We start from the raw sequence: 20341 nt of genomic DNA on the forward strand, positions 1-20341 counted from the left end.
TACCAATAAGAAAATAGAAAAATAGGGCCGGGTCGAGAAGATCTGTCAGGAGGCGTTATATGAATGCTGAAGTAAAAATTACTCATCGTGCCGGTGCAAGTTTTCCTGTACGTCGCATGAACTTTGATTTTGAACAGGTTCCAGAATACTGGATGAATGGTTCAGCCGGGCTGACTCATTTTATGACAGCATTGTCTGCCTTGTTTCCCGCAGGTGAAAAATTCTTTATCGACAGTGTGCGTGCGGTACGTAATCATCCCAAGCTTAAAGACAATGAAGCACTGCAAAAAGAAATCTCTGCTTTCATTGGGCAAGAAGCGATGCATACCCAGGAACATGTCGGCTTCAATGCCTCAGCGCAAAAATACGGCCATGATGTTGATACCTTGGATCGTTATACGGATAAAGTCATTCAAACGACGCGTAAAGTCATGGCAAAATTGGCCAAGCCTGTGGGAATTACTCAGGAAATGGTAGATTTGACTGCAACGACCGCACTCGAACATTTTACTGCGACTATTGCCTCTCAGTTGTTGACCAATAGTCATATTCAGGAACTGATGAAAGATGACACCATGAAAACCATGTGGTTATGGCATGCCATAGAAGAAAATGAACATAAAGCTGTGGCCTATGACGTGTTTGAAGGCGTGTTTGGAAAAGGCTTAAAGTCATATCTGTTACGTACCAGTTCACTGGTGATCGCTATGGTGACTTTGTTCTTTGTACAAAGCTATTTTGTCATGCGTCTGCTAAAGGAAGATCGTCAGTTAAACCTGGAATCCCTCAAGGACATTTACGAATATGGTTATAGTCCGTCCAAAGGTGTAATTACTGGTATGGGGCGTGAAATGGCGATGTACTTCAAACCGGGTTTCCATCCAAATGACCATGATACACACAGTTTGCTGGCAAACTGGAAAGGCAAACTTGGTCTTTAATCTGACACTAAAAAAGGGCGATTGAAATCGCTCTTTTTTTTACTCGATTTTCAGCATAAAGTTTCTATAATGCGCAGGAGATTTTTATTGATAGATGAACGAACATGATTCGTTTGATGCAAATAGCAGATATAGATGCGGTCACCCAGATTGAGCAACAAGTGCAATCTCATCCTTGGACCAGAACCCAGTTCGAGGAAGCCGTTAGTGCTTATCAGAGCACTATTATTGAATATGCAGGTAAAGTGGTGGGTTTTTGTATTTTGCAACCGGTATTGGATGAAGCCAATTTATTACTCATGGCAATTGACCCAAGCCAGCAGGGTAAAGGGCTTGGTTTTCAGTTGCTAGAAGAATCAATCCAGTTATTGAAAAATAATCCGGTACAGATTTTCCTGGAAGTACGTGAATCAAATACAGCTGCAATTCGTCTTTATGAAAAGGCTGGTTTTCACCAGATTGACCTGCGCAAGAATTACTATCCAAACTCGGGCGGTGGTCGTGAACATGCCATCATTATGGTGAAGGCATGTACGGACGACTTTGCCAGTCTGTTTAAATAAATCAGATTAACACTCCTTTTAGTGACGACCATCTTACTTGATGATGGGATTATTCCATCCGGAGGGTAGGGTCGTCATCAAGGAGTTTCCCAAGTGTTCAATCTCCGCCGCATTGAGCGAGCGGTTTAATCGACGCCATTGGCCATCAATCAGCAATTCAAGCGGCAGGTATTGAGACTTGTAATTCATCTTGCTGGAATGCGGGACCCAGTAACCCAGATAAATAAAAGGCAGCTCTAATTTCTGAGCATGTTCAATCTGTTTTAGAATTGCAAAAACACCGAGTGAACGTCGATTTTCATCCGGATCAAAGAAGGTATAAACCGCAGAAATTCCGTCATCGAGCAGATCACAGGTCGATACGCTGATCAGTCGGTCATCTTTCCAGAGTTCCAGGAAAAAGCTATCGATACAGCTTTGCAACAAAAACTTTTCAAACTGATCCCGGCTTGGTGGATACATATCACCATCGGCGTGGCGTTCATTGATATAGCGTTCATACAGCGCATAGTGGCTATCATTTGCCTGCTGCGGTGCAGTAATGCGCAGGCTTAAGTCCTGATTTCTTTTCCATGCCTTTTTTTGCGAACTGTTCATGCTGAATTCACGCACGGGTACACGAGAGGAAAGGCATTGACGGCACAGGTGACATTCAGGACGATACACAAAATCGCCACTACGGCGGAAACCGGTACGGGATAATTCAGAAAGTGTCACCACATCTATGCGATGTGAGGGATCGAGAAAAACCATACGTGCAGACTTATTGGGCAGATAGCTGCAATCGTGTGGCGGGGTAATATAATACTGTAAATCGTTCAGTAGGGATTTTGGTTGATAGGAGTTCATGACAAATTCCCTCTGTTATTTTCATTCATTTAATCGCGCATTTAACGCTATTGTTTTACTTGAAAATACACCCTCCTGATACTTTTGCCAATTGATAGGTGGGCGTTTTATCACATCCTGTAACGAATTAAGATACGCTTGGCGAGAAATTGTACTGGCACCCAGGCTCAGCAGGTGGTCATTGACCAACTGGCAGTCAATCCAGGGCAGCTGATTTTCCTGACCTATCAGCATTAAAGTATAAAATGCCATTTTCGAGACATCGGTCTGGGTGCTGAACATGGATTCACCAAAACAGCCCTGTCCAATGGTGATACCATATAATCCGCCCACCACTTGCTCTTCATCCCAGACTTCAATGCTATAGCCATAACCGGCTTCGAACATATCACAGTAACCCTGAATAATATCTTCGCTAATCCAGGTGTCATCGGCATAAGCACGAGGCAGTGAGCAGGAACGGATAACCCGTTCAAAAGCATGATTCACAGTAATTTTATAATCATACTTTTTCATATTTCGAATCAGGGATTTACTCGGATGATAACCCTGTGGTCGGATAATGCAACGTGGTTCCGGGCTCCACCAGCAGATTGGATCACCTTCGGAGAACCATGGAAATAGGCCATGTGAATAGGCTTCAAACAGGGTAGATGGAGTGAGATCGGCACCAATACAAATCAGGCCTTCTCCTTCAAGATCCACTTCTACAGGATTGGGGAAAATGAACTGTGAAGGAGGAAGATGTTGCATGCTTGAACCTGGTTTTAGAATCATCAGTATTTATCATACATAAAAAAACCGCCCAAGATGGACGGCTTTCTCATTTTCGCTGCTTAGTCTAACTTGCCCATCGCATCGAGATATTTTTCTGCATCCAGTGCGGCCATACAGCCCGAACCTGCAGAGGTAATTGCCTGACGGTATACGCTATCCGCAATATCACCCGCAGCAAATACGCCAGGAATAGAAGTTTGCGTTGCATTGCCCGCAGTACCGCTTTGCACCTGGATATAACCATCACGAAGCTGTAATTGACCTTCAAACATGCTGCTGTTTGGCTTATGGCCAATCGCAACAAACATACCTGAAACTTCAACTTCTTGAGTCGAATCATCTTGAGTTGATTTCAAACGTACAGAAGTTACGCCTGCTTTGGCATCACCTAAAACTTCATCCACTTGATGATTCCAGATGATGCTGATTTTGCCTTCTTTCTCTTTTTCAAACAGATGGTCCTGAAGAATTTTTTCAGAACGCAGGCTGTCACGACGGTGTACCAAAGTCACGTGAGATGCGATATTTGACAGGTAAAGCGCTTCTTCTACCGCAGTATTGCCACCACCGACAACCATGACTTTCTGGTTTTTATAGAAGAAACCATCACAGGTCGCACATGCGCTCACGCCTTGACCCATAAATGCAGCTTCAGATTCAAGACCCAGGTATTGCGCGGTCGCACCGGTACAAATGATCAAGGCGTCACAAGTGAACTCTTCCATGTCGCCTTTTAGTACAAAAGGACGTACGTTCAGATCTACTTCATTGATGTGGTCATACACGATTTCAGTGCCGAAACGTTCCGCATGCGCCTGCATACGTTCCATCAATACTGGACCAGTCAGGCCTTCAGGATCACCTGGCCAGTTGTCCACTTCAGTCGTCGTTGTCAGCTGACCACCAAGTTGCAGGCCTGCAATGAGTGTCGGTTTTAAGTTTGCACGCGCTGCATACACAGCGGCGCTATAGCCAGCAGGGCCGGAACCTAAAATAATCAGTCTTGAGTGACGTGCGCTCATCGGGCTATCCTTTTTGTATTTAGAAATTTATTGAATTATACGTGAAACTGTATAACAGTGGTGTGAGATTAAAGTCGATATTATTGATCATCCAAATCGATTTGGGCTATATAGAAGTGATAAAGAACAAGACCTATGTGCAGTTGCACAATACTGCATCTTTTTTCGTGTAACAGGTGCATAATAGGCATTTTATTGCGTCGTTTTTTTGAATCATAATAGCAAAAGAACATTCATGAAGAATTGGCTACAGGACAGTATATGACAACGGTGTCGAGTGCTTATGCACAGCGCTTAGTAATGACATTATTTTTGGTCTCATTTGGGATCTATCTGTTTCTTGCAACAGTGACCTATACGCCATTTGACCCGGGGTGGATGCACATTTCCAGTGACACCCAGACGGTTTCAAATGCCAGTGGGGTTGCAGGTGCATGGATTTCAGACTTACTGTTTGGTTTTCTGGGCTGGGCGAGCTTACTCATTCCATTATATCTGTTCGTAGAAGCGGTACAGGTCTGGTGGCCACACAGCTTCCTGAACCGGCCATTCCGTTATGCAGCACAATTCTTCCTGTTACTGACCACTTCTGCCTTACTGTTCCTGTTCTGGGAAGTTCCTGCTGATACACTGGATAATTCGTCGGGCGGCATTATCGGTTATGAATTAGGTCAGAGTCTTGAACAGCTATTGACGATATACGGTGCGGCAGTGTTTCTGGTGGGTTTATGGGTCATGCTGTTTACCTTGGCCTTTGGCGTGAAATGGAACAAAACCTGGAGCAGCCTGAAAGCAACGCCTGCATATTTACAGGATCTGTTTTATCGTAATGTCCCGGAAGGGGAGGGCGAGTTTGATCGCTCTATGGCAGTTGCCAAGAAAGATATCGCTAGTAGCCCTGCTAAAAAGAGCATCTCAACGCCAGTGGTTCCTGTACCTGAGCATGAGCCTGTAGAAATAGATCCCGTAGTTCGTGACCATGTAGCCGAGCGCCTGTTTGATGACATTGCTGACCGTGAATTCAAGGCGCAACAGAAAAAACATATTGAACCTGAACTTAGTCCGGAAGATGAAGAATTTGAAAAAACGCTGGAAAAAGCGCATCGCCTGATTCAGGATCCAGATCGCGTAATTACCACGGGCGAAGTTTGGCGTGCCTTGCATTCTGATGAGGATCAGCGCCATAAACAGGATATCGATGCTTTATTAAAAGCAGCGGAAGAACAACAACATACCCCTGCAGCCCCTACAACAATTGCTCCAATTCAGGAAATCAAGGCACATCTCAAAACTGAAACACCTGGACCGTCTGTGACGACGAAAAAAGGTCTGGATTGGGATGATGATGAAATCTTTGATGAGCTATTGGCAGCTGTACCGCCGGGTAAAACTGCGACGGATGTGCATAGTCCATTTACTGCGCAAGCAGCTACTGAACAGCCAACCTTAAGAATTGTTGAAGACTTACCCAAAGGTGCGGCAGCGACTGCAGCTGTGGCAACAGGCATCAGTATTCCACCGGTTTCTACGCCTGCAATACGCAACACAGGGCTAGAAACTGATTTTGATGATCTGGATGATTTGCTGGTCGAGGATATTGAGCCGCAAAAGCCAGCCCGTGCTTCCAGCTATGCACAATCTTCCGCTTTTGTACAGGCACCGATTCAGCATCAAGGCATAGAAGTCTCTGCACCTGAAAGCAACTCGACTGCTCAGACAGCTCTTCAACAAAATACAAATCAGCACAATACCATTGATGCAGTCAAAGCGGCATTATCCAAAGAAGAATTTATTGAAGCATGGCATGAAACTGCGGGTGCTCCTCAAGAAGAAGATGAATTCGATTTTGATGCTCCACTGACTGACTCGATGGGTCGTCCATTGTCACGCGCCATGATGGTGGCTGAACGCCGTAAAGATCTTTCGCCATTACCAGGTCTAGAACTACTGGATGAAGTTGATCCGAACAAGAAAGTCAATTTCACTGAAGAGCAATTATCACGTCTGTCTGAATTACTGGAAATTAAACTACAGGAATTTAACGTCAAGGCCAAAGTGGTTGAAGCGCAGCCTGGCCCAGTGGTCACTCGTTTTGAACTGGATCTGGCACCAGGTGTAAAAGCCTCTAAAGTGACGAATATTTCGCGTGATCTAGCACGTTCGATGTCGATGGCATCGGTGCGTGTGGTTGAAGTGATTCCAGGCAAGCCATATATCGGGATTGAAGTACCAAACAGTACCCGTGAAATGGTACGCCTGATCGAGCTGGTTAAAACACCGAAATTTGAAGATGCAAGTGCCATCCTGTCGATGGCGATGGGTAAAGACATTTCTGGTAATCCGGTGATTACTGAACTTGGCAAGGCACCGCATATGCTGGTTGCCGGTACAACCGGCTCTGGTAAGTCGGTCGCAGTAAACTCGATGATTTTGTCGATGCTACTCAAGTACACACCTGATCAATTACGTCTGATCCTGATTGACCCGAAACAGTTGGAACTCGCAAACTATAACGATATTCCACACCTGTTGACGCCTGTAGTCACGGACATGAAAGATGCAGTCAGTGCACTGAACTGGTGTGTCAATGAAATGGAACGTCGTTATAAGCTGATGTCCTTCCTGAAAATTCGTAAGCTAAGCGACTACAACCGTAAGGTTGAAGAAGCCATTGCCAATGGTGAAGATCTGTTTGATCCAACCTGGAAAGCCAGTGAATCGGTGGCAGGGGAACGTGCACCACGTTTGACACCATTACCATCGATTGTGATTGTCGCGGACGAATTCGCAGATATGATCATGCAGGTCGGTAAAAAAGCGGAAGAAATGATTACCCGACTGGCACAGAAATCTCGTGCTGCGGGGATTCATCTGTTACTGGCAACTCAACGCCCATCGGTGGATGTGATTACCGGTTTGATCAAAGCCAACATCCCAACACGTGTAGCACTGCGTGTAAACTCGAAAATTGACTCGCGTACCATTCTGGATGCAGGCGGTGCAGAAGACCTGCTTGGTCATGGTGACATGCTGTTTCTGGGGCCAGGTAAGATTGAGCCTGAGCGTGTGCATGGTGCCTTTATTGCTGATGATGAAGTTAACCGTATTTGTGATGCCTGGCGTGAGCGTGGTGCCCCGAACTATGTTGATGAAATTCTAACTCCATTTGATGAAGAACCAACCAATCGTGGCTTTGAAGATGGTGGCGATGGTGCTTCTGACCGTGATCCACTGTATGACCAGTGTGTGTCTTTCGTACTGGAAACTCGTAAGGCATCTACATCATCGCTACAGCGTAAGTTTAGCCTCGGTTATAACCGTGCTGCCCGAATCATCGACCAGATGGAAGAAAATGGTGTAGTGAGCGCGATGGGCGCGAATGGTAAGCGTGAGATTCTGATCTAATTCAGCATCTCCACCAATAAAAAAGCCTGCATGAAGCAGGCTTTTTTATTGCATCAGCAAAGTCTTAAGCGAACTTGGCCAATACTTCAAGGAACTCAGCACTGTGACGCGGGAATTTCGCGATTACGTCATGAATGCGTTCACCTTCAGGGTTAGTAGCATTGATATCACGACCATCTGCAACGAATTGAGTCAACAGGCGTTCATAGTCAAAAGGACGCATGTGTTTATAAGCATGATAAAGCACATGAAAGTCTGCGTTTACGCCTGCAGGAGGTAATTGAGTGAGATAGGCAAATACACGCTCATCTGACCATTCTTCGTTAAACGTTGCCGGTTGAGACAATGCCATCACAAGCTCCTTGATATAATTTTCGACATGAAAAAGGCAAAATATGAGTACGCAAGTGACAAAGTATTTTTCATTTTCTCTGTCTACCTTGAAGCTAAACTTCGGATCTTGTGATTGGGTAAAGTAAACTTTGTATCACCAGTCCACTCGAAGCATCGCTTCTCGTCTTGCGCTTCAACAAAGCAGTAATTTACTTTCAGTCCAATCGAAGCAAAGCTTCTCGTCTTGCGACTGAACAAAGCAGTGCTTTGTTCAGTCTCATATTTTGCCTTGAATCAATTTAATTGACTAATCAAAAATCAAATTATCGTTCTTCAGGTAAATTGATATTCATTTCAAGCATTTCAATATTCGCTTCAGAACGGACCTGCATTTGAATATGCTGTTCATCTACACCGCGAACATAACGATTGACCACTTGCATGATTTCTTTCTTCATCATGTCAATCTTGTCCTGGCTTAAACGACGTCCCAGACCCTGTTCAGATGCAACAATTACCTTTAAACGGTCTTTCGCGGTTTGTGCGCTTGTTGGTTTTTCCTCACTGCTAAAAAGCTTACTCCAGAATCCAGCCATGCTTATGCTCCAAATAGTCGAGCTAACCAGCCCTTTGGTTTCACTTCAATATGACGGTAAGGACGCTCTTCACCCAGGAAGCGCGCAACCAGGTCATCATAAGCCTGACCTGCAGCAGAAGCAGTAAAGTTGATAACTGGCTTGCCTTCGTTCGATGCTTGCAGGACACTTGGACACTCAGGAATTACACCCAGAGTCGGCACACGTAAAATATCTTTAGAAATGTCATCAATGGTCAACATTTCCTGTTTATCCGCGCGTTCAGGATTAAAACGTGTGATACACAGATGTTTACGGATGCGGCCTTCATTTTGTTCTACTTTTTTAGTCTTGCTGTCGAGCATACCAATGATACGGTCAGAGTCACGTACTGAAGAAATTTCAGGGTTAGTGACAATGATGGCTTCATCAGCATGGTACATGGCCATGATGGCACCACGTTCGATCCCCGCAGGTGAGTCACAAATAATGTAATCAAATTCCTGCGACAGTTCATCCATTACACGTGCAACACCTTCATCAGTGAGGGCATCTTTATCACGTGTTTGAGACGCTGGCAAAATATATAAGTTCTCAATATCCTTATCGCGAATAAGCGCTTGTTGTAATCGCGCTTCGTTATTTAAAACATTCACAAAATCATAAACAACGCGGCGTTCACAACCCATGATCAAGTCAAGGTTACGTAAACCCACGTCAAAGTCGATAACAACAGTTTTGTGGCCACGTAGGGCTAAACCTGTTGCAAAAGATGCACTTGTTGTAGTTTTACCTACACCACCTTTGCCTGACGTTACGACAACAATTTTCGCCACCGAATCCACTCCTGTTATGGTTTAAATTCCCTATTTAACATAGGGTTTTGGTGTTTATTTATACATTAAAATTCTAGAGTTTCAAATACAAGCTCTAGTTGATCATTCAAGTAAATATGCACAGGCTTTTTCACCACATGCGGTGGAATATCGTCTGCAACACAATAGGTACCTGCAATGGAAATCAGTTCTGCTTCCAGTGCATGACAGAAAATGCGTGCTGCAGTATTGCCGCCTGCACCGGCAATCACACGACCACGGGCACTGCCATAAACATGAATATTGCCAGAAGCAATCACTTCTGAACCGCTGTTAATGCCAGCACTGATAATAATGTCGCCATGATGCTGCACAATGCACTGGCCAGTACGCAGGATTTCATCATGGTAAGAGGTTACATGAGCAATGACAGGTGCTGCCTTAACTTCTTCTGTTCCAGCCTCTGACTTAACAACTTCCGGTTTGACTTCAATGACCTGTTCTTTGGTTGCCTTGATTTCCTGTAGCTGACGGTCAGGTGGCAATACCGGGAACTGGATTGCACGTGCCTGATCTGCAAGCAGGCCTTCAGTCACCGCCATTGGTTGTACATCCATGCTGATCAACAGCTGGATAAGCGCGATAAGTTCCTGCTCGACAGTACTTTCAATCACCACCAGGGTGCCCGGTGGAAAAGCAGCTTGTAATTTTGGTGCTAATTGCTGGCGGATCGCATCATGATCATTTGTTTCAAGGGTAATGCGAATCGCATTGACCATTCTGCCCTTAATCCGTATATCAGCCATAGTTCTTCCTTAATACTTCTGACTTGTAAATTTTATGTCGAAGTAATGTTGTAAATAGTGCAAATCCTAGAACAAATTTCGTTAATTCTCTAGCGATCCAGGTTATTTTTTTATGCGATCAGATGCCATAAAAAAGCATAGCATTATTCATGCTGAATTAGAGGTATGTTGAACGCTGATTTTGCTCATTTTCTTCCAGAATCTGCTGCCACTGTTTAATTTTGACCTGTTTGCGGATCGCTTCAAGTGTTTCAAAAACAGCCGACTCCACCAGTTTGTCAATGTTTGGATTTTGTTCAATCTGGATCTGACTGATCTTTTCAGAAATCATGGCAAAAGTTGGATTATCTTTACTGTAATCAGTATGCGTAAACGGATCGATCAATCCTTGGGTAATATTTTCTCCCAGACGTTGTCCGATACTCTGAATCTGCTGTTCCATGCGACTGCCTACAATTGGGATTAGGCGTAACAGCCGGGTCAGCTCTGGCGTATCTTCAATGGCTTTATTCACCACTTGGCCGACGTTTTTGGAAATCATATAACGCTGTGCCTGTAATTCCTTGCCTAGGATTTCTTGCAGGATATCTGCCAAGGCAATGGCAAATAATTGACGGTGATGCTCGACCAGGTCATCAATTAGTTGACGGTGCGTGGTACTGGTGGTTAGCTCGCGTTTAATTCCGTCCAGTACGGTAACTACAATACGGCTGGTCAATTCTTCCATAACCAGGTTGTAATAGAAGTTGCCACGCTTATACCAGCGAGACGGAATCACCTTGAAACCATGGCTATGTAGGTTGTAGCCGATAGCTACTGCGCGGAGCAGACGCAGGAAACGCAGTTGCGGCACGATCGCGAGAATTTCATACCAGTGAATAAACGGAAAGAACCACCAGCGGGCATGATGACGCAAGACTATGGCAATTAGCCAGCGCACCAATAACTCCCCAATCAGGAAAGTCGTAAACCAGCCTTCAGTAATGATCACCCAGGGACGCAGTTCAGCCTTATAAAATTGCAGGATTTCAGGCAGACGTATGAAATCGAATAACCATTGTCCGAAGTCGCTCATTAAAATGGCATTGGCACTCAGGCAGAACAGGTTGATGACGATTAACACCATCATAAAGATGTCATAGGCCAAGGCGACCTTCCAGCCCCAGGTGCCTTCACGGAAAAACTTAAAGGCGCTGGAGCTGGTTTTCGGGGGAGTTGGTTTCATAGTCTCTCAGATCAGTGCATTAGGCTGCTTGAGCCAGATCCTGCTTCATTTTTTCAATCAACTGATCTTTCTCAGTCCAAATTTGATGAACCCATTGCTGGAAACGCTCGCGGTATTCAGCATCTTCTTCATAATTACCGCCCAGTACCCAGTCCGGAATATCAATCTTTCTTAAATCTACCGCAATACGGGGTACTTCGCCTAGCCAGAATTTACCATAACCTGGTATGCCGTCCGGATAAACGATAGTCATGTCCACAAAGGCATCAATACGGTCACCCAGAATATTCAGCGCCAGGGCCAGACCGCCGGCCTTCGGTTTGAGCAAATGTTTAAAGGGAGACTGTTGCTGGTCATGTTTCTCTTGGGTAAAACGCGTACCTTCCAGATAGTTGAGCAGGGTAAATGGCTGACTCAGCAATTGCTGGCAGGATTTACGTGCTTCATCCATATCGCGATCTTTGAGGGCCGGATTTTTAGCAATCTGTTCCTTGGTGTGACGTTTCATCATCGGAAAACCAAGAATCTTAAATGCCTGTCCGACGAATGGAATAAAGATCAGTTCCCATTTGGTAAAGAACCGAGTCAATGGCATACGGGTTAAGCCGAAGTATTGATTGACTGTAGTATCGACCCAGCTCTGATGATTACAGCTCATCAGGTAGCGGCCCTGCATATTCAGATCCAGAGATTCATCAATGGTAATGGTCCATTGAGTATTTTTAAGGACATTCTCGATCAGCCAGTTGTTTACACCAAGCCAGCTGTTGGTAATCTTGATATTGGTTTCATCAATTTTGGATGACTTTTTGACTAGTTTGGTCAGACCGAGGGCCAGTACTGGCGGTCCATGGAAAAAGGTACTTCCCGTCATTACTGAAGTCACAGTCAGGCCACGTGCAATTTTTTTTAATATAGGCTGTTTTTTACTTTCCGACGACATATAACCCTGTCCTAAGCTGAAAATCGACTAAATTTTTTCATATTATTAACAATATACGTTTTCAATCTGAAATAGAAAAGTACCGAATGAGAACTATGGAGAAAATGTGATGAAGTTAACCGTTTTGGTTACACATAAACATTACAAATAGTTACGAAAAGATTTATTATTAACAAATCAGATATAGTTATTGATTGAATTATTGACCATTATTCTTCAAATACAACAAAACAAGTTAAGGAGGCATGCGATGCGTGCAATGTTAGTTACAGCAGCAGTAGCAGGGGCGGTAGCACTTACAGGTTGTCAAACTACTGGTAATAACCTCGGTGGTGTTGAGTACGACAAAACAGCTTTGGGTACAGTAATTGGTGCTGCGGCAGGTTATGGTATTTCTAAAGGCAATGCAAACACTAGCCGTCAAAACAACCGTGCAGCGGCAATCGGTGCAGTACTTGGTGGTGCAGCGGGTGTTTACCTGGATGATAAAGAGAAAAAATTACGTCAAGCGACTGCGGGTACTGGTGTAGATGTAAACCGTAATCCAGACGGTTCAATTAACTTGGTAATGCCAGGTGCGATTACATTTGATACCAACAAGTCAAATATCAAACCAAACTTCTATGCAACATTGAACAAAGTTGCCCAAGTTCTAACTGAAGATAACAAGAGCGGTATTCTTGTGACTGGTTATACAGACAGCACTGGTAACGATTCAATTAACTTGCCATTGTCTCAAGCACGTGCGAACTCTGTAGCAAACTACTTGGCAGGCCAAGGTATTGCACGTACACGTATTAATGCTCAAGGTTTAGGTTCAGCGAACCCAATCGCAGACAACACAACTGCAGCGGGTAGAGAACAAAACCGTCGTGTTGAAATCGCGGTATATGCTGTTCAGTAAGATCTGAATTGCAGAAAAGACCACCTTCGGGTGGTTTTTTTATGTCTGAAGTATGACGCAGGAAAATGAATTTTCAATTAGGCAACTGAGCTTGAGCCGACTATAATCGGAGCCGAATCTAGAAGAGGAAGCACTATGTCACTCGCCAGTCAGTTAAATGACAAGCAACTTGAAGCCATGAAATATACTCAAGGGCCCTTGTTAGTGCTTGCCGGTGCGGGTTCAGGTAAGACTTCAGTAATCACAAGAAAAATCGCCTACTTGGTCAAGCATTGCGGCATTCCGGCACATCGTATTACGGCCATGACCTTTACCAACAAAGCCGCACGTGAAATGAAAGAGCGAGTAAGTAAGTTACTCACACGTGAAGAAGGCAAAGGCTTATCAGTATCGACGTTCCATACCTTTGGTCTGAATCTATTACGTTTAGAGCTAAAACATACACCGCTGAAAAATAATTTCTCGATTCTGGATGCGGATGACTGTAAACGTATTCTGATGGACCTGATGCATCGCGATAACTTGTCCGGGGCAGAAAGCAAGGAATTGATCGCAAAAGCGATGAAGATGATTTCCGACTGGAAAAACGATCTGATTCCACCCGAGCAGGCTCATACCACCTGTGAAACTCAGGAAGATGTCCAGTTTGCGCATTTGTATCAATTGTATGAACGTAACTTGCGTGCCTATAACGCCGTTGACTTCGATGACCTGATTGTGATGCCAACGCGTTTGTTACAGGAAAACGCTGAAGTGCGTGATAAATGGCAGAACCGTGTGCGTTATTTGTTGGTGGATGAATATCAGGATACCAACACCGCCCAGTATATTCTGGTGAAGTTACTGGTCGGCGTAATGGGCCAGTTTACTGCAGTAGGTGATGATGACCAGTCAATCTATGCCTGGCGTGGGGCTAAACCGGAAAACATGGCGTTGTTACAGCAGGATTTCCCGAATCTGAAAGTTATCAAGCTGGAACAGAACTACCGTTCGACCAGCCGTATTTTGAAAGCGGCGAATACCGTTATTGGCAACAACCCGCATATCTTCGATAAAAAACTCTGGTCAGACAAAGGCCATGGTGAAGTGATCCGTGTCATCACTTGCCGTAATGATGATGATGAAGCCGAACGCGTAGTCAAAGATCTCATCACGCACAAGTTGATGAATGGTAAAAACTGGAAAGACTACGCAATTTTGTACCGCGGGAATTTCCAGGCACGTATTCTGGAAACCCAGCTGCGTCAGATGCAGATTCCTTACAAGCTCTCTGGTGGTCAGTCTTTCTTCGCGCGCGCCGAAATCAAAGATGTCATGAGTTACCTGCGTCTGATCATTAATCCAGAAGATGACAGTGCCTTCCTGCGAATTATCAATACACCGAAACGTGCCATCGGACCAGTGACGCTGGAAAAATTGGGTCTGTTTGCGCAAGAAAATAATCTGTCGCTTTTGGCCGCGGCAGCTGACCAGCGTCTGACTATGGCAATGCCAAAGAAAGCCACCACTCAGCTGGCTGAGTTTGCTGACTTCATCAATAACTTTACCCGCAATCTGCTGGATGATGATGAGCCAGTACCGATTATCCGCCAGATGATGGTAGAAGCCGGCTATATCGACTACATCAAGGAATCAGCTGCAACTCCGGCACAGGAAAAAACCAAGCTCGACAATATTGAAGTGCTGTATAGCAGTATTCAGAGCCTGATTAACCGTGCTGAAGATGTGGATGAAAAGAATATCGAAAGCGTCATCCGTAAGATGGTGCTGCTGGATATGCTGGAACAGCAGCAGGAAGCAGAAGATACAGATAAGGTGAACCTGTTGACGCTACATGCATCTAAAGGTCTGGAATTCCCTTATGTTTATCTGATTGGCCTGGAAGAAGAGATTCTGCCACACAAAAACTCGATCGCGGCAGAAACTGTTGAGGAAGAACGTCGTCTGATGTATGTGGGCATTACCCGTGCGCGTCAGGGCTTGACGATTACCTTGGCTGAGCAGCGTAAGGCTGGTGGTCAGATGAAGCAGATGACGCCAAGCCGCTTCCTGGATGAATTACCAGAAGATGAACTGGAATGGTTAGGCCGTAAGAAAAAGCTGGCTGGCAATATTGATCCGAAACAGCAGGCACAGCATTATCTGGATAATTTACGCGCACTGATTAAGCGTTAAAATTTAAGTAATTAATCTATTGATATTTTTCTACAGGAATAAAATGATGAAAGTACAGGTGAAAGTCCTTGATGCACGCCTTGGCAATGAATGGCCAATGCCAAATTATGCAACTACAGGTTCTGCAGGACTCGACCTTCGTGCATGTGTAAACGAAACTACAGTAATTGAACCAGGTCAAACAGTACTCGTGAAAACTGGTCTGGCTATTTATATTGAAGATCCTGCATTTGCGGGCCTGATCCTGCCACGTTCTGGTCTGGGTCATAAACATGGTATCGTATTGGGTAATCTGGTAGGTCTGATCGATTCAGATTACCAAGGTGAACTCATGGTTTCGGTATGGAATCGTAGCCAGACTGCATTTAGCCTGGAACCAGGTGAGCGTCTGGCGCAGTATGTCCTCGTCCCAGTGGTGCAAGCACAATTCGATATTGTGAATGAATTCGAAGCCACTGAGCGTGGTGTAGGTGGCTTTGGTCATACTGGCAAGAACTAATTCAAAAAGCCTACATTCAATAAAATGTGGGCTTTTTTAATGGTTGATAGAATAAGATTTATCCCATTTTTTAGCTGGCATTTATCCATTCGTTATATTTTTTAAATTGATTATTTATCTGAAATCAGCTAAAAGTACAGGGTCCTAGAACAAAAACTAAAGTTTCACATCATGGTGATGACACCTGATTTCTGAACTTATATTCTCCTATTTAGCAGTGAAATTACGATCTATGGGATTCATGCATCATTCATTCCCCATGCAAATCTTTCGTGCTTATGACATTCGCGGTAAGGTCAGTTTACTCAATGTCAGCATGGTAAATGCCATTGCACATGGCCTGGCCCAGCAATATCAGTCTGCGGGACAGACACGTGTCGCGATTGGTTATGATGCAAGGCTATCCAGTCCGACCTATGCCCATATTATCCAGCGCACCTTAAGCCTGTATGCGATTGAAGCGCACATTATTGGCTGCTGTTCTAGTCCGATGCTGTATTATACGTCACGTGAATTTGATGGCAACGGTATCATGATTACTGCAAGCCATAATCCACGAGAAGATAATGGCATCAAGTGGTTGATTGACAATCAGCCCCCATGTCCTGAAATGATTCAGGCGGTAGGGCAGGAAGCTCAAAAATATTATTCAGATGAGCTGCAACAGATAGACTGGATTGAGCATGAGATTATTCCAGAATATTGCCTCAAATATCAGCAGTCTATTTTCAATGATATTCAACTGAAACGCCGTTATCGGGTCGTACTGGATGGGTTGAATGGTTCAGCGGGGCGTTGTGCGGCTCTGGTATTGAACAAGCTTGGTTGTGATCTGACGACAATAAGAACTGAAGCGAACGGTCATTTTCCCGATCATGCGCCGGATCCCTCACAGGAAGCTCATTTACAGCTGTTAAAAGCAAAAGTTTTAGAGACGAGAGCCGACCTCGGAATTGCCCTGGATGGTGATGGTGATCGACTGGTACTCATCGATGCAGATGGGCAGGTTATTACGGCTGATCAGCTGTTATGCCTATGTGCGGAAATTTGTCTGAAAGATACGGTTGATAAAGAATTTGTCTTTGATGTGAAATGTTCTACCCTGGTTCGTAATACGGTACAAGCGCTGGGTGCTACGCCGGTCATGATCCGCACAGGAAGTTCTTTCCTGCGGAAGTATCTGGCGAATTCTCAAGGACAGGCGATTTTTGGTGGTGAATATGCCGGACACTATGTCTTCAATGATGGCCGTGGCGGCGGTTATGATGATGGTGTTTATGCGGCACTCAGAGTCATGGAATACCTGGATCAAACTGGGCAGACACTGGCAGAAACACTGGCACGTTATCCAAAACGTACGGGCACTGAAGACCTGTATATTTCGACGCATCAGATTAAGCCACTAGAATTGCTTAACTTTGTTGAAGCACAATCACGTAAATTAAACGCGCGAATTAGTAAAATTGACGGTATACGTCTTGATTTTGATGATGGTTTTGGCATCATTCGAGCATCCAATACAGGTGAATACTTCACAGTGCGTTTTGATGCGGAAAATCAGAGCCGCCTGAATGAAATTCGTTACCTGTTCGTTTCGATGTTACGTGACCGCTATCCAGCGATCGCCCAAGACATTTTAGATGCTCAATAAGGAGAGGCGAATGCCAAATCAACAGACAGGCATCGACAAAGCACAAATTCTGACTGAAGCTTTGCCGTATATTCAACGCTTTGCGGGTAAAACCCTAGTGGTGAAATATGGCGGTAACGCAATGACCGATCCTGAGCTGGAAAGTTCATTTGCTCGTGACATCGTGTTACTGAAAACTGTAGGTCTGAATCCGATCGTAGTACATGGTGGTGGTCCTCAAGTCGATTCTATGCTGAAACAGCTGGGACGTGAATCTGAACGTATTGATGGTATGCGTGTTACTGATCCTGCAACCATGGAAATCGTTGAAATGGTGCTTGGCGGAAGCGTAAACAAATCGATCGTTAATCTGATCAACAAACATGGTGGACGTGCCATTGGTCTGACCGGTAAAGACGGTAACCTGATCCGTGCACAAAAACTGCTGATGGAAAAAACAGCAGAAGATGGCTCGATCCAGAAAATTGATTTGGGGCTGGTGGGTGAAGTAGTTGGTGTCAAAACTGATGTACTGGAAATGTTTACCAATAGCGATTTTATTCCTGTGATTGCACCGCTGGGTGTGGATGAGGAAGGCAATACTTACAATATCAATGCCGATCTGGTTGCAGGTAAAGTGGCTGAAGCCTTGGGTGCAGAAAAACTGATTCTGCTGACCAATATTAGCGGTGTACTAGACGAAAATAAAAATCTGCTGACTGGCCTGACCACTCAGGAAGTTGATCGCCTGATTGAAACAGGTGTGATCTATGGCGGAATGATTCCGAAAGTGGGTTGTGCACTCGATGCTGTGAAAGGTGGTGTCATCAGTGCACATATTGTGGATGGTCGTGTACCGCATGCCAGCCTGCTAGAAATTTTTACTGATCATGGTGTTGGTACCTTGATTACCAACCGTGTAAAGTCAGGCCATCATTAATTTAAATGATTCAATGATAAAAAAGAGTCTCAATCGGGACTCTTTTTTATGTCTTTTATTTTTAGCTCTTGTCTTCTGAAATCATCATAATTTTTCTTGAGCAGAACCCTGTTATCTTGAAAAAAACAACTTGAACCAGATTTATCTCTTTTTTAAAATAAAGCATAAAAAAACATTCTTTAGCATTTTTAGCGCATAAGATTGCATGGATCAAGATTTGAAAAGCCCCAGGGACTCATGCACAATAACTGCATAAATACTCCGATACCTGAATGAAGATTATGTGCCAGCTACTTGGAATGAATTGTGCGACACCAACAGATATTACCTTTTCATTTCGAGGTTTTTCTCAGCGGGCGGGGATTACCTCAGATCATTCTGATGGTTTTGGGATTGCTTTCTTTGAAGATAAGGCTTGCCGGTTATTTGTTGATAATCAGTCAGCTGTTGAATCACCGATTGCAGAATTGGTGCGTAATTATCCGATCAAATCCCGTAATGTAATTGCACATATCCGTAAAGCGACACAAGGCAAAATTAATCTGGAAAATTCGCATCCGTTTAGCCGTGAATTATGGGGACGACAATGGATCTTTGCTCATAATGGTGATTTAAAAGATTTTTTACCTGAGCTTTCTGGACGTTTTACGCCAGTTGGCAATACTGACAGTGAGCGTGCTTTCTGTTATTTGCTGGATCAGCTGGTGAAACGGTTTGGTTATGATGAACCGAAGCTGGATCAGGTTTTTGATTTGCTGGCTGAGATTTCTCCGTCCATTGCAGAGCATGGCACTTTTAATTTCTGTCTGTCCAATGGTCAGGCATTATTTACCTATGCAACGACTAAACTGCATTGGCTGGTGCGTGAATATCCATTTAAGCCAGCCCAACTGATTGATATTGAAGTTGAAGTGGATTTTAGTCAGGTCACCACGCCTGAAGATCGGGTCGCTGTGATTACCACAGAGCCGCTGACGCAGAATGAAGAGTGGACAGCCTTTCAGGAGGGTGAAATGATTTTGTTTAGAGATGGGGCAAAATATCGATCTCAATTGACACATGTCGCCCGTCTGGAAAGAGAGCGTTTAGATCCTTCGCTAAAACGGGTGACTAAAGCAGATTTATATTAAATCTGTTTAAAGTCCAATATTAAAAAAACAGGATATCGCTCCTGTTTTTTTGAATTTGATATTTATTTTATAGTGAAATCATTAAAATAAATAAACCATGAAATATGAAATCGATCAAAAAATACTTTATTCTTGTGGTCGGGTTTAAAATATAATTGACTGGATAAACAATGATTTACATTAATTAAATAGAAAATAAACTGAAAACCAACCGATTTACTTCATTTTTATTTAAATTAATTAGATATATGATCTTTTTCAAGCGATAAATCATTAATATCAATAGGTGGTCGTAATGAAAATGAAATGGGTTCCAGATTATAATACTGGTATCGATGTGATTGACGATCAGCACAAACGAATTCTCGATTATATCAATGAGATTGATGGAATTGATGCCAATACCGATCGTGCTCGTATTAAACAGATTCTAGAAAATATTATTGATTATACTCAGTCGCATTTTACCTTTGAAGAATCACTTCAGGAAGAAGCGGGTTATAAATATCGTGTGCCGCATAAACGTGTGCATGACCTGTTTATTAAAAAGATTGAATCTTATCGTGACCGTTTTGAATTGGGCCAATCTATTGAAGCGGAATTACATGAAGTATTATCTAAATGGCTGATCAATCATATTCAGCATGATGATGCAGATTATGTCGGTGCGGTAAAAGAAAATATGATGGGAATCATTAAAGATAAAGAAAAGAAAAAGGGTAAAAACTGGTTTGCCCGTTTCTTCTCATAACTCGATTGTTCTTAAAATAAAAACAAATCGGGAAAATAAAAAATAAAGCTTAATAATA

19 protein-coding genes are annotated in these 20341 nt (G+C 43.8%); 10 read left to right on the forward strand and 9 right to left on the reverse strand.

Translation table 11 applies throughout. The features are described 5' to 3' along the window. The first annotated feature begins 59 nt into the window (after positions 1 to 59). Entirely contained in the window at positions 60 to 941 is an 882-nt protein-coding gene (locus F899_RS04535) for a metal-dependent hydrolase (protein WP_005221101.1), read from the forward strand. Positions 942 to 1045: 104 nt separating this feature from the next. Next, positions 1046 to 1504 (forward strand): ribosomal protein S18-alanine N-acetyltransferase, encoded by a 459-nt coding sequence (rimI, locus tag F899_RS04540; protein WP_005221103.1) that lies wholly within the window; start codon positions 1046 to 1048, stop codon positions 1502 to 1504. Between the two features lie 33 nt (positions 1505 to 1537). Here the strand turns inward: rimI and F899_RS04545 are convergent, their stop codons facing one another. The 3 genes from F899_RS04545 to trxB all read right to left on the reverse strand — a co-directional run bounded on the left by F899_RS04545 (position 1538) and on the right by trxB (position 4152). Then, entirely contained in the window at positions 1538 to 2353 is an 816-nt protein-coding gene (locus F899_RS04545) for an arginyltransferase (RefSeq protein WP_005221105.1), read from the reverse strand. 21 nt (positions 2354 to 2374) lie between these two features. Further along, entirely contained in the window at positions 2375 to 3106 is a 732-nt protein-coding gene (gene aat, locus F899_RS04550) for a leucyl/phenylalanyl-tRNA--protein transferase (protein WP_005221106.1), read from the reverse strand. Positions 3107 to 3189: 83 nt separating this feature from the next. After that, positions 3190 to 4152, reverse strand: a complete 963-nt coding sequence (gene trxB, locus F899_RS04555) for a thioredoxin-disulfide reductase (protein ID WP_004811157.1) — start codon at positions 4150 to 4152, stop codon at positions 3190 to 3192. 261 nt (positions 4153 to 4413) lie between these two features. On the opposite strand from trxB, the gene F899_RS04560 reads away from it, so the two are divergent. Further along, a complete protein-coding gene (locus F899_RS04560) occupies positions 4414 to 7557 on the forward strand; it encodes a DNA translocase FtsK (RefSeq protein WP_005221108.1) in 3144 nt (1047 codons plus the stop codon). A gap of 64 nt (positions 7558 to 7621) precedes the next feature. Here the strand turns inward: F899_RS04560 and F899_RS04565 are convergent, their stop codons facing one another. The 6 genes from F899_RS04565 to F899_RS04590 all read right to left on the reverse strand — a co-directional run bounded on the left by F899_RS04565 (position 7622) and on the right by F899_RS04590 (position 12254). Beyond that, the gene (locus tag F899_RS04565) at positions 7622 to 7909 is read right to left on the reverse strand and encodes a PA4642 family protein (protein ID WP_005221110.1); all 288 of its coding nucleotides are present in this window, start codon (positions 7907 to 7909) and stop codon (positions 7622 to 7624) included. Between the two features lie 304 nt (positions 7910 to 8213). After that, positions 8214 to 8486, reverse strand: coding sequence for a cell division topological specificity factor MinE (gene minE, locus F899_RS04570; RefSeq protein ID WP_004811152.1), 273 nt, complete (start codon positions 8484 to 8486; stop codon positions 8214 to 8216). 2 nt (positions 8487 to 8488) lie between these two features. After that, positions 8489 to 9301 carry a septum site-determining protein MinD gene (gene minD / locus F899_RS04575; RefSeq protein WP_004811150.1) on the reverse strand — a complete coding sequence of 271 codons (813 nt, stop codon included), beginning with the start codon at positions 9299 to 9301 and terminating at the stop codon, positions 8489 to 8491. A 65-nt stretch (positions 9302 to 9366) separates the two neighbouring features. Further along, positions 9367 to 10086: a septum site-determining protein MinC gene (gene minC / locus F899_RS04580; RefSeq protein WP_004811148.1), complete on the reverse strand. Its 720-nt coding sequence runs from the start codon at positions 10084 to 10086 to the stop codon at positions 9367 to 9369. Between the two features lie 157 nt (positions 10087 to 10243). After that, positions 10244 to 11311 (reverse strand): hypothetical protein, encoded by a 1068-nt coding sequence (locus F899_RS04585; RefSeq protein WP_005221112.1) that lies wholly within the window; start codon positions 11309 to 11311, stop codon positions 10244 to 10246. 19 nt (positions 11312 to 11330) lie between these two features. Next, the gene (locus F899_RS04590) at positions 11331 to 12254 is read right to left on the reverse strand and encodes an acyltransferase (protein ID WP_005221114.1); all 924 of its coding nucleotides are present in this window, start codon (positions 12252 to 12254) and stop codon (positions 11331 to 11333) included. A 250-nt stretch (positions 12255 to 12504) separates the two neighbouring features. On the opposite strand from F899_RS04590, the gene F899_RS04595 reads away from it, so the two are divergent. The 7 genes from F899_RS04595 to F899_RS04625 all read left to right on the forward strand — a co-directional run bounded on the left by F899_RS04595 (position 12505) and on the right by F899_RS04625 (position 20283). Then, positions 12505 to 13158 carry a YiaD family glycine zipper/OmpA-like lipoprotein gene (locus tag F899_RS04595; protein ID WP_005221115.1) on the forward strand — a complete coding sequence of 218 codons (654 nt, stop codon included), beginning with the start codon at positions 12505 to 12507 and terminating at the stop codon, positions 13156 to 13158. 135 nt (positions 13159 to 13293) lie between these two features. Beyond that, a complete protein-coding gene (locus F899_RS04600; protein ID WP_004893324.1) occupies positions 13294 to 15333 on the forward strand; it encodes a UvrD-helicase domain-containing protein in 2040 nt (679 codons plus the stop codon). 46 nt (positions 15334 to 15379) lie between these two features. Next, complete coding sequence (dut, locus tag F899_RS04605; protein WP_034433911.1) at positions 15380 to 15832, forward strand: dUTP diphosphatase; 453 nt, start codon at positions 15380 to 15382, stop codon at positions 15830 to 15832. 232 nt (positions 15833 to 16064) lie between these two features. Continuing rightward, on the forward strand, positions 16065 to 17483 hold the full coding sequence (locus F899_RS04610) for a phosphomannomutase/phosphoglucomutase (protein WP_005221118.1): 1419 nt from the start codon (positions 16065 to 16067) through the stop codon (positions 17481 to 17483). Between the two features lie 10 nt (positions 17484 to 17493). Continuing rightward, positions 17494 to 18402 carry an acetylglutamate kinase gene (gene argB / locus F899_RS04615; protein WP_005221120.1) on the forward strand — a complete coding sequence of 303 codons (909 nt, stop codon included), beginning with the start codon at positions 17494 to 17496 and terminating at the stop codon, positions 18400 to 18402. A 281-nt stretch (positions 18403 to 18683) separates the two neighbouring features. After that, on the forward strand, positions 18684 to 19532 hold the full coding sequence (locus F899_RS04620; protein WP_034434176.1) for a class II glutamine amidotransferase: 849 nt from the start codon (positions 18684 to 18686) through the stop codon (positions 19530 to 19532). Positions 19533 to 19827: 295 nt separating this feature from the next. Beyond that, positions 19828 to 20283 carry a bacteriohemerythrin gene (locus F899_RS04625; protein ID WP_004783243.1) on the forward strand — a complete coding sequence of 152 codons (456 nt, stop codon included), beginning with the start codon at positions 19828 to 19830 and terminating at the stop codon, positions 20281 to 20283. Positions 20284 to 20341 lie beyond the last annotated feature (58 nt).

The sequence above is a fragment of the Acinetobacter sp. CIP 101934 genome, assembly GCF_000369585.1.
GTDB classification, from domain to species: domain Bacteria; phylum Pseudomonadota; class Gammaproteobacteria; order Pseudomonadales; family Moraxellaceae; genus Acinetobacter; species Acinetobacter schindleri.